Origin of the sequence: Oleiagrimonas sp., from assembly GCF_027858935.1 — a bacterium.
Lineage (GTDB): Bacteria > Pseudomonadota > Gammaproteobacteria > Xanthomonadales > Rhodanobacteraceae > Oleiagrimonas.
In genome coordinates this window covers 1-8,808 of record NZ_JAQIBU010000363.1, presented here as the reverse complement: position 1 = coordinate 8,808, position 8,808 = coordinate 1, and the positions used below count along the sequence as shown (strand labels likewise).

9 protein-coding genes are annotated in these 8,808 nt (G+C 61.3%); 1 reads left to right on the top strand and 8 read right to left on the bottom strand.

Translation table 11 applies throughout. The annotated features are described in order from the left end of the window. The 3 genes from PF446_RS13865 to aceB all read right to left on the bottom strand — a co-directional run. Positions 1-965 (bottom strand): GGDEF domain-containing protein (locus tag PF446_RS13865; RefSeq protein ID WP_298072611.1); only part of this gene is annotated, 965 nt, incomplete at its 3' end. Positions 966-1,099: 134 nt separating this feature from the next. After that, positions 1,100-2,404: an isocitrate lyase gene (aceA, locus tag PF446_RS13860; protein WP_298072610.1), complete on the bottom strand. Its 1,305-nt coding sequence runs from the start codon at positions 2,402-2,404 to the stop codon at positions 1,100-1,102. Beyond that, positions 2,401-4,044: a malate synthase A gene (gene aceB / locus PF446_RS13855; RefSeq protein WP_298072608.1), complete on the bottom strand. Its 1,644-nt coding sequence runs from the start codon at positions 4,042-4,044 to the stop codon at positions 2,401-2,403. The genes aceA and aceB overlap by 4 nt, the downstream gene beginning before the upstream one ends. 113 nt (positions 4,045-4,157) lie before the next feature. Here aceB and PF446_RS13850 point away from each other — a divergent pair, with 113 nt between their 5' ends. Further along, the gene (locus tag PF446_RS13850; RefSeq protein ID WP_298072607.1) at positions 4,158-5,168 is read left to right on the top strand and encodes a LysR family transcriptional regulator; all 1,011 of its coding nucleotides are present in this window, start codon (positions 4,158-4,160) and stop codon (positions 5,166-5,168) included. Positions 5,169-5,228: 60 nt separating this feature from the next. Here PF446_RS13850 and PF446_RS13845 read toward each other — a convergent pair whose 3' ends face one another. The 5 genes from PF446_RS13845 to PF446_RS13825 all read right to left on the bottom strand — a co-directional run. After that, entirely contained in the window at positions 5,229-5,729 is a 501-nt protein-coding gene (locus PF446_RS13845; protein WP_298072606.1) for a 1-acyl-sn-glycerol-3-phosphate acyltransferase, read from the bottom strand. A gap of 86 nt (positions 5,730-5,815) precedes the next feature. After that, on the bottom strand, positions 5,816-6,238 hold the full coding sequence (arfB, locus tag PF446_RS13840) for an alternative ribosome rescue aminoacyl-tRNA hydrolase ArfB (RefSeq protein WP_298072604.1): 423 nt from the start codon (positions 6,236-6,238) through the stop codon (positions 5,816-5,818). A 62-nt stretch (positions 6,239-6,300) separates the two neighbouring features. Next, positions 6,301-7,947, bottom strand: a complete 1,647-nt coding sequence (gene ubiB, locus PF446_RS13835; protein ID WP_298072602.1) for a ubiquinone biosynthesis regulatory protein kinase UbiB — start codon at positions 7,945-7,947, stop codon at positions 6,301-6,303. Next, entirely contained in the window at positions 7,944-8,600 is a 657-nt protein-coding gene (locus PF446_RS13830) for an SCP2 sterol-binding domain-containing protein (protein ID WP_298072600.1), read from the bottom strand. The genes ubiB and PF446_RS13830 overlap by 4 nt, the downstream gene beginning before the upstream one ends. A gap of 25 nt (positions 8,601-8,625) precedes the next feature. Next, positions 8,626-8,808: TrmH family RNA methyltransferase (locus tag PF446_RS13825; RefSeq protein WP_298072599.1), on the bottom strand; the 183-nt coding region annotated here is incomplete at its 5' end.

Here is an 8,808-nt window from a genome sequence, read left to right as displayed (position 1 = left end):
GCACGGTCCATGTCGCCATACCACATGGACCAGCCATCAATGAGTTCACACATCCCGCCACCAATACTGACGGTGACAAACAGGTCCGGTTCCCCGAAATCTCCAAATCCAAGACGGCGAACACCCTGGAGGATCTGGTCTGCGCGAAGCCTGAGCTGCTGTGCCGACTCGACCTGGCAGATCAATGTGAATTCGTCGTCCCCCAGCCGCCCGGCCAGGTCACCACTGCGGGTCACACTGCGGATGACCTTGCCTACTGCGCGAAGGACTTCATCGCCAACCATCAATCCATGTTGGTCGTTTATTTTCTTGAAGTGGTCCAGATCAATCAGCAGCATGCCCAGTTGCAGACCTTCCGGAAGCGGCAACAGTCCGTCGAGGTAGGCATACAGGCCACGCCGGTTGCTCAGCCCGGTCATGTCATCGGTTCGCACCTGATCTTCGGCCCGCGTAAGCTCACCCTTGGTCGCACGCAGGGACTCCATGGCTCGAAGCAGATCCTCATTTCGTCGCTGCAGTCCGGTCACCAGATGTTGTTCACTTGACACCAGATACGCAAACGACCGCCGCATGAACTGCACCATGCGATCAGGCTGACTCTGTAGAAGGATATCGAAACCCGGCTGGTCCACCGACCACAATTCGCAATCAACAACGGCCACCGCGTCGGCCATGCGCGCGTGATGGCCAATGAACAGGGCCAGTTCACCAAAGAACTCGCGTTCGCCCAGGGTTTTGTTGCGCATGTGCCCGGCAAAGTCCAGCTTGATCTGGCCGCGCTCGATGATGAACATGCATTGCCCAATCTCGCCGCGACGAAAAAGCACTTGTCCTGCATCGACCGTGCAGCGGGTACCTACCGAACAGAACGATCCCATCTCGGCGCCGGACAGACGTCGAATATGGGCATCCTCGGAAAGGACGCCGGCGATACGTCGTGTGGTCCCGTACTTCCCCTTGACCACAAACCCTTCCTCATGTGCATGGGAGTCAATCCTAGCAACTCCAGACGTTTACGCCACCTTTTTGTGCGGTCTGTCACGTTGCAGGTCTTGCCCCTCTCCTCGCATTACTCATGCCATCCATGGCTTTTCGATGTTCACGCGGCGTTTGAATGCCTGGAAATGTGAAACTGGTCACTTTCTGTGGAGCCTGAGAGTGCAGAAAGTGAGCTCAAACCACCGGATATGGCCTGGTTGACACTGTCGAAGTAACCCGCGCCCACTTCCCGCTGGTGACGCGCTGCCGTGTAACCGTGACACTCCGCGGCAAATTCCGCCTCCTGGAGCTCGACATATGCAGCCATCTGGCGGTCCTTGTATCCACGTGCCAATTCGAACATCGAATAGTTCAGTGCATGAAACCCTGCAAGGGTAATGAATTGGAACTTGTAGCCCATGGCAGCCAGATCGCTCTGGAAAGAAGCGATGGTGGCTTCATCCAGGTTCTGCTTCCAGTTGAAACTGGGGGAACAGTTGTAGGCCAGCAATTTACCGGGAAACTTTGCATGAATCGCTTCGGCAAACTGTCGCGCCTGCTGCAGGTCCGGCGTGCCCGTTTCGCACCAGATCAAGTCGGCATAGGGCGCATAGGCTAGACCGCGCGCAATCGCCTGGTCGATCCCCTTGTGCGTCTCGTGGAAACCTTCGATCGTACGTGTGCCTGTGCAGAACGGTGCGTCATGCGGATCCACATCCGATGTCAGCAATCCTGCGCCCATGGCATCCGTGCGCGCGACAATCACCATCGGGACACCGGCCACATCAGCCGCCAGTCGAGCTGCCACCAGCTTCTGTACGGCTTCCTGGGTTGGTACCAGGACCTTTCCGCCCATGTGGCCGCATTTCTTTGCGCTCGCCAGCTGATCCTCGAAATGCACGCCTGCGGCACCAGCCTCGATCATGTGCGTCATCAGTTCGAATGCATTCAACACGCCGCCGAATCCCGCTTCGGCGTCTGCAACAATCGGCACCATCCAGTCGATGTCATCGTTGCCCTCGGCATGATGGATCTGGTCGGCTCGGCGAAGGGTGTTGTTGATGCGACGAACCACTTCGGGCACCGAGTCGACCGGGTACAGCGACTGATCCGGATACATTGTGCCGGCGGTGTTGGCATCGGCCGCCACCTGCCAACCGGACAGGTAAATGGCCTGCAGACCTGCCTTGACCTGTTGCATGGCCTGGTTGCCCGTCAACGCACCCAGCGCGTTGACGTACTCTTCGCTGTGCAACGACCGCCACAGTCGCTCGGCACCCCGCCGGGCCAGGGAGTGTTCGACTGACACGTTTCCCCGCAGGCGTGCCACCTTCGCCGCGTCATAGGGACGGGTCACGTTGCTCCAGCGAGGGCTTTCATTCCATTCGCGGGTCATGCTTTCAGTGCTTGGCATCGAAAAGCTCATTTCTTGTCTCCTGATTCGGGCAGGGCAGGGGTGTCGCAACCTTGGAGCCGCGTGCTTGCGGGCAGGGTGAGAAAGTCGGCCAACGTGTCGGCATGCGTCAGTTCGGCCAACAGTGCCGATGCATCGTCGAGGTGCTCGACACCGGGTACATCTTTGCCCCGCAGACGATGCACGTGATTGGCCAGGGATCGGTCGAACAAGGCCATATCGATCGGCGCATGGTCGGTGAACTCCAGATGATCGTGATGCAGCCATTGCCATAACTGGGACCGGGCAATTTCAGCCGTGGCCGCGTCTTCCATCAAGTGATGAATAGGCACGCAGCCCAGGCCTCCAAGCCATGCGGCGGTGTAGCGCAGCGCCACTTCCACGTTGTTGTCGAAACCTTCCCGGGTGATGCTGCCGCTGCATGGCGCGATCAGCTGGTCGCGATCCACGTGCACGTCCTCTCTGCTGCGGTCGATCTGGTTGTCCCCCGGCATGTGGGCATCGAATATTTCCATGGCCACCGCAACCAATGCCGGATGTGCAACCCAGGTGCCATCATGTCCATCACGGACTTCGCGCAGCTTGTCTGCCCGCACCTTTTCCATTGCGGCCCGGTTGGCCACCTCGTCACCCTTGATCGGTATCTGTGCCGCCATGCCGCCCATGGCCAGTGCCCCCCTTCGATGGCAAGTCTGGATCAGTCGCTGTGAATAGCCGCGCAGGAACGGGACGGTCATGCCGACCTGTCCGCGTTCCGGCAACACGCGCGAGCGGTCCGTGCGAAACGTTTTGATGTACGAAAAGATGTAATCCCAACGCCCGCAGTTCAGTCCCACCGCGCGTGCGCGCAGGGCATGCAGGATCTCGTCCATCTCGAAAGCTGCCGGCAGGGTCTCGATCAGCACGGTAGCTTTCATGCTGCCCTCGGGCAGGCTCAGCTCGCCCTCGGCGCACGACATGACATCGTTCCAGAGGGCAGCTTCTTCCATGCTCTCGAGCTTTGGCAGGTAAACATACGGCCCACGGTCGCACGCGGCCAGTGCTGCGGCGTTGTGGAAGACGAACAGTCCAAAGTCCACCAGTGCGCCCGAAAGCGGATGTCCGTCCACTGTCAGATGCGGTTCGGGCAAGTGCCAACCGCGTGGTCGCACGATCAGCACTGCTGGATCCGGGTCCAGACGGTAGGTCCTGCCCTCCGGATTGCTGAACTCGATGCTGCCGTCGACTGCATCGCGCAGATTGATCTGGCCATCGATCAAATTGGCGAACGTCGGGGCGTTGGAATCCTCGAAGTCGGCCATGAAAACACGCGCGCCCGAGTTCAATGCATTGATGACCATCTTGCGCGAGACCGGGCCGGTGATCTCCACGCGACGGTCGCGCAAGGCCGGAGGAATTGGAGCCACCTTCCAGTCCGCCTCACGAATGGCGCGGGTGTCGTCACGAAAATCAGGCAAAGTCCCTGCATCGAACGCGCGCTGGCGCAGCTTTCGCCTGGCCAGAAGCTCCAGGCAACGGGCATCGAAACGGTGGTGCAGCATGGCCAGAAAATCCTGCGCCGCGGGCGTGAGGATCCGGGCACGCTCCGGATTCATGCATCCATTGACTTCGACCATGCCGCGTTCAGGCACGTATTCGGGCAGCACTGACATCAGCCATCTCCAGCGATTCGTTCGGGAGTTACACGCTGATGCACCCAACTAGATTTGACAAAGCAAATGTTTCAATTCATAACATTGGTATTGTCAATTTTGATGCTAATTGCATGATTAAAAATAAGATATCCAGCACAAGACAAGGGCGTGGGGGCAAAAATTCACCTGCCACCGACCCTCGTTTCTACTACAAGGGCAACCGGACCAAGCAGCTTCGCGCATTCGTGTACACCGTCAAGCTGGGCACCTTGACCCGCGCGGCAGAGGCACTGTATCTGTCGCAACCCTCGATCAGCCTGCAGATCAAGGCCCTTGAGCGCGAGCTTGGCGTCATCCTGTTCGAGCGCACCCGCCGACGCATAACCGTCACCGATGCAGGCGAGCTCCTTTACGAGTTGGCGCGCCCGCTGATGGATGGCCTGGAGACTCTGGACCGTGACTTCCAGTCCCGACTGAAGGGCCTGAAGAGTGGATCGCTGAAGATTGCTGCGGGCACATCCACGATCCAGTATCTTCTGCCGACCCTGGTGCAGGCCTTTCGTGAACAGATGCCTGGCGTGCATCTCGAGCTTGCCAATGTGACCGGAAAAGACGGCCTGGCGCTGCTACGCGAGGATGATGCGGACTTCGCGGTCGGCTCGATGCTGGACGTGCCCAACGACCTCGCCTACGCACCCGTCTACCATTTCGATCCAATGCTGATCATGCCGCTGGACCATCCACTGGCCGGAAACAAGGACATCGGCATCGAGGACCTTTCCCCATACGGCCTGATCCTGCCCCCGCAGCGCCTGACCACCTATCGGTTGGTCGACCTGGTCTTCCAGCAGCGCCAGGTGCCGTATACCGTCGCCATCGAGGTCGGGGGCTGGGAAGTGATCAAGCACTACGTGGCGATGGGTCTCGGCATTTCCATCGTCACTGGCATTTGCCTCAGCGAGGCTGATCAAGCACATCTGGCCGTACGCAACATGCGGCGCTTTTTCCCCCAGCGCAGTTACGGGGTGGTGATGCGCAAAGGCAAGTATCTCAGTCCCGAGGCACGCGCCTTCGTCGACCTGATCCGGCCGGGCCTGCTGACCCACCGCGAATATGACGAATCCGGGCATTCCGCTCGCTGACATTGCGTGCTCCGCAAGTCCCTGCGCCACCCGGAGGTTATCGCTTCGCCATGCCTGGGATCAGGCGTCACGATGTTTGCCGTGGTAGCCGGAAAACAGGGCGCGAATGCGATCCAGATCCTCATCACGATGACCCGTCACGTGCTGAATGCTGCCCAGGATGAAGCTCTTGCTGGGATAGTCGACGAACACCGGCAGGATCGGCACATCGGCCTCGTGGGCAATGCGCAGAAAGCCCGACTTCCAGTGTTTCACGTGCTTGCGCGTACCTTCGGGCGTAATCCCCAGCCACATGCGCTCGCACTCGCGGAAGCGTCGCACCATCTGCTGGACCACGTCGATGGGCGCTCTGCGGTCGATCGGAATCAGTCCCAGGCGTCGCAACAACGGTCCCAGCGGCCCGTCCATGACCTCACGCTTGATCATGATGTTGATATTCAGACCCAGCGCGAGCTTCATCAACAGGCCCCAGACCCCATCCCAGTAGGACGAATGCGGCGCACCGATGATGATCAGCTTGGGCGCATCTGGAAACTCGCCCTGCAGACGCCATCCCGACATGCGCAGGATCCAGGCGCTTGAATGCGCCACCAGACTCCGCCGCGAATGGGGTGACTGGGACGGTACCTTGGGCAACCATTGCGTGTTCACTCAGCGCTCCAGTTTCGCGAACGCGTGCGCTTGATCTTTCCGCGATGCTGCTTGCCTGCCAGTCGCCGTTCCTTCGATGCGCGCGTGGGTCGGGTCGGTATGCGTCTGTTGGGTGCGCGCAACGCGTCCTTGAGCAAGGACAACAGGCGTTCACGGGCATCCTCGCGATTGCGTGACTGATCGCGGAAACGGCGCGCCTGGATCACGACCACGCCATCGGCACTGATCCGCCGGTCACGACGCTGCAGCAAGCGATGGCGCACGGCGTCGGGCAGGGTCGGCGAACGTGCCGCATCAAAACGCAGCTCTACCGCGCTCTCTGTCCGGTTCACGTGCTGCCCACCGGGCCCTGTGGCTCGCACAAAGCGTTCCGTGAGTTCGGACTCGGGAATGGCAATGGATCGGTTTACACGAAGCATGCCCAAAGTGTAGCCCTGTAACGGCGGGCGTTCAGCAATGCGTGCCAACGCCCGGGTCGGGTCTAGTTGCGCCGGGGCCAGCTGAACAGAAAGGCCAGCGCACCGAGGGCCACGGCAACTCCGGGGATCCACGGGCCATGCTGCGGCGCCAGCGACCAGAGCAGGGTTCCGCCCAGGACCAGGGTGGCGCCAACCAGACCTCCGGCCAGCAGCCGTCGCGATCGCCGCGCTTCGGCATGCAGCTGCTTGAGATCCTCGGAGGCAAAGTGCACGCGCGCCTGTCCCGAAACGTTTTGTTCCAGCATTTCGCGCACCAGGTCGGGCATGCGCGGCGCGGCATGCAACCATTCCGGAAGCCGTCGCCGCAGAATGCGGATCGCGTGTCGCGGGCTGTAACGCTTGCGCAGGATACGCTTGAGCACTGGATGTGCTACCGACCAGATGTCGATCTCCGGATCCAGCATCCGGCCCACGCCTTCGATATTAAGCAGGGTTTTCTGCAGCAGGATCAGCTGCGGCTGCAGGGTCAGTTCGAAGCGTCGTGCGGTCTGGAAAAGCTTGGCCGCCACCTCGGCAATGGAAATTTGTGCCAACGGCCGGGTGAAATAGGGCTCGCATACTGTGCGTACGGCCGCTTCCAGTTCATCCACCCGGATATGTCGCGGCATCCAACCGGCCGCAAGGTGCAGTTCGGCAATACGCCGATAGTCGCGTTCGAAAAGGGCAATGAAGTTTTCCGCCAGCCAGTACTGGTCGGCCTCGGGCAGTGAACCCATGATGCCGAAGTCCAGGGCAATGAACCTTGGCGTGCTTACGCTGGTATCGACCCAGATGTTTCCCGGATGCGCATCTGCGTGGAAGAAATTGTCGCGAAATACCTGTTCATAGAACAGCCGCACGCCCATCGCCGCCAGCGCATGCCGATCAATACCGGCCTTGTCGATCGCGGCAATGTCGTCGGCGGGTACGCCGTACACGCGTTCCAGGGTCAGGACGCGCTCGCTGGAATGATCCCAGTAGACCGCCGGCACATAGAGATCGTCCGAATGCTCGAAATTGCGCCGCAGCAGACTGGCATTGGCGCCCTCGCGCTGCAGGTCCAGCTCGTTGCCCAGGGTCTTTTCGACCTCGGCCACCACATCCAGCGGACGAACCTTGTCCGCGTTGGGATGCCAGCGTTGGGCCAGTTCGCCCAGCGCATGCAGCAGGTCCACGTCACGCTTGATGCGCTTCTCGATACCGGGACGCAGCACCTTGACCACGACCGCCTCGCCGGACGGAAGGCGTGCGGCATGCACCTGGGCAATCGAAGCGGAGGCCAAGGCTTCGACCTCGAAATCGCGGAACAGCTCATCCACCGGCTTACCCAGTGACTGCTCGATGATCGCGCGTGCCTCGTGCCCCGGGAATGGCGGCACCTTGTCCTGCAACTCGGCCAGCTCATCGGCGATATCGGGTGGGATGAGGTCGCGACGTGTGGAGAGGACCTGGCCGGCCTTGACGAAGATCGGCCCCAGATCGTTGAGTGCCAGACGCAGGCGCGCGCCCCGCGGCAGTCCGCGCACATCAGCACGCGCGCGCGGCAGGATTCCGCGAACCAGCTTCACCGGACGGAACAGGTGCGCTGCGTCGACCAGTTCGTCCAGTCGATAGCGCAACAGCACGACGGCCACGCGCAGCAGCCTCGGGGCCAATCGCAATGGCGTCATGCCTCGGGCTCCGTCGAACTGGCAAGTCGATTCAGACGGGCTTCAAGGCGTTCGGCACGTTCGCGCAATGCGTCGACATCATCCAGGAATTCGTCCATTTCCTCCGGGGCCACCGCTACACGCGACTCCTCGCGAAGCCAGTCGGCCACGTCCTCCAGAGTCTGATTTCCACCGCGGCGTATCCCGGCAAGGCCGGCACGCAAACTGCGAGCCAGCGGGACACCCAGCACATCGCCAAACCGCTGGGCGAAGGCTTCCTCGAAATCAGGGCCATAGCCCCGCGCAAGCTTTTCCAGACGACGCGCAAGATCCGCGTCACCGGCGATCTCGACCTGGCCCGGTGACGCAGCTGCGGAATCCCGACGTAGCGCCATGGCCAGCAGACTGCCGGGGCTGGCCGATACACGCAGGGCAACGCCCGGGGCCTGCGCATCCTCCACCGGGGGCCCCACCCGCAAACAGGAGTTTTCAACCCGCACGGATACATGCAGTTCCGGGCCGCGAAGATGCAGATCGACCCGTCGGCCTTCCAGCGCCTGCAGGCGGTCACTGGTCTCGGGATCCAGCCGCACAGCGTGGTTGAGTGCGGCCTCCAGCGCACGTCCGGCGACTATGCGTAACGGACGCGGCAACAGGGGCTTGGATTCGTTCATGCGCTGATTGTACCCGCAGGCCGGATCATGATGCGCCGGTGAAGCCGAGCTGGCGCCAGGCTTCGTACACGGTCACCGCGACGGCGTTGGAGAGGTTCATGCTGCGGCTGTCGGCGCGCATCGGCAGCCGCAGGCGCTGTGCCTCGGGCAAGGCCTGCAACACGGCATCCGGCAAGCCGGCAGTCTCGCAGCCGAACAACAGCGCATC